This window comes from Leucobacter soli, from assembly GCF_042659205.1.
Taxonomy (GTDB): Bacteria; Actinomycetota; Actinomycetes; order Actinomycetales; family Microbacteriaceae; genus Leucobacter; species Leucobacter soli.
Genome location: NZ_JBHSRW010000375.1, coordinates 1 through 1,319 on the forward strand (window position 1 = coordinate 1; position 1,319 = coordinate 1,319).

The window sequence follows — 1,319 nt, forward strand, 5'->3', positions numbered from 1 at the left end:
GCCCGCGGCCATGCCCATCCCGAACAGGCCGCCGGCGCCCTGATCGCCCGCCGCCTCGAAGCCCGCAGCGACCGATGCCTGCAGGTTCGAGTTGCCGCGTGCGCCCGCGAGCGCGTCGGCGCGCTGCACGTTGCGCAGCAGTTCGCGGGTCGTCTCGTCGTACTCGATCGAGACGATCGCGGTCGACGCGATCAGCAGGCCCCTCACAGTGGACCACTGGTAGTTCTGCTCCACGGCGGCCGAGAGGCTCTGAGCGAACCCGACGGAGTCCTGCTGGATCTTGGTGATCCGGTTGCCCTTCGACGGGTCGTTCGTGTAGAGCGAGAAGGCCGGGGCCAGAGAGCCGACGACCTCGTTGAAGAGCTGCGAGGCGGCATCGTTCTCGAGGTCGGTGAAGTCGAAGACCTGGCCGGGCTCGAGGTACTTCGCGGGCACGAAGTTCTTGATGAAGAGGATCGGGTCGGTGACCTTCAGCGTGTAGGTGCCGCGGGTGACCGCGCCGACCTGGGCGTTCATGTACGCGTCGTCCCAATAGATCTCGGACTGCGTGCCGAAGCGGTTGTTCGGCAATTCCTTGAGCGTGACGAAGTAGGCGCGCTGCTGTGTGCCCGGGCGACCGCCGAACTTGAAGCGCTCCCACGAGGTCGTGATGAGCGGGCTCACGATGCCGTTGCCGGCGAAGATCGACTGCGAGTCCTGCGCCTCGCTGTTCCACTCGTAGGCGCCGGCCTCTGCGGCGAAGCCGGTGATCGCACCGTCCTGCATCAGCACGAGCCCGTAGCCCTCGGGGACCAGGATCCTGCTGCCGTTGGTGATCACACCGTCGGAGGCCTTGGTGTTCGAGCCCCGACCCGCGTTCTCGCCGCGGGGCACCGCCGCGAACAGGGCGGCCGTCGGCGCGAGGCCGTCGGGAATCGTGTAGAAGTCCTTCCACTGATCGGCCAGAGTGCCGCCGAGCGCGCCGATCGCCGCCTGAATGAGTCCCACGTCGCCATCCTCACTGGTGCGCCCGCTCGGGGCATCCGCCATGAACAGTGCCAGCCTATCCCGATTGCAGCACGGCCGGGAAGAGCGAACACGCCGAGGGCTGCGACGCGGTCGCGCGTCGGATGCGGCACGCGCTACGGGGTCTCCGCGAGCCTCGCATGGGCTTTCGCGAGCTCCTTGGCGCGGTCGCGGGCGCGCCGCAGCACCGCCTCCTGCTTCTCGAGCTCGCGCACCCGCTGCTGCGTCCGCTTGCGCAGGGCGATATGCGCGCGCAGCTCCGCCTCAGCGACCTCGTGAGCCTGCTGCGGGGAGGGTGCGCGCGCGGGCCGAGC

General features: G+C 69.0%; 1 protein-coding gene and 1 pseudogene. Both read right to left on the bottom strand.

Annotated features, from left to right (window positions below):
* Positions 1-987, bottom strand: a pseudogene (locus ACFPZL_RS13280) (SPFH domain-containing protein); the annotation flags it as partial.
* 134 nt (positions 988-1,121) lie between these two features.
* Positions 1,122-1,319 (bottom strand): hypothetical protein (locus ACFPZL_RS13285; protein WP_382335842.1); only part of this gene is annotated, 198 nt, incomplete at its 5' end.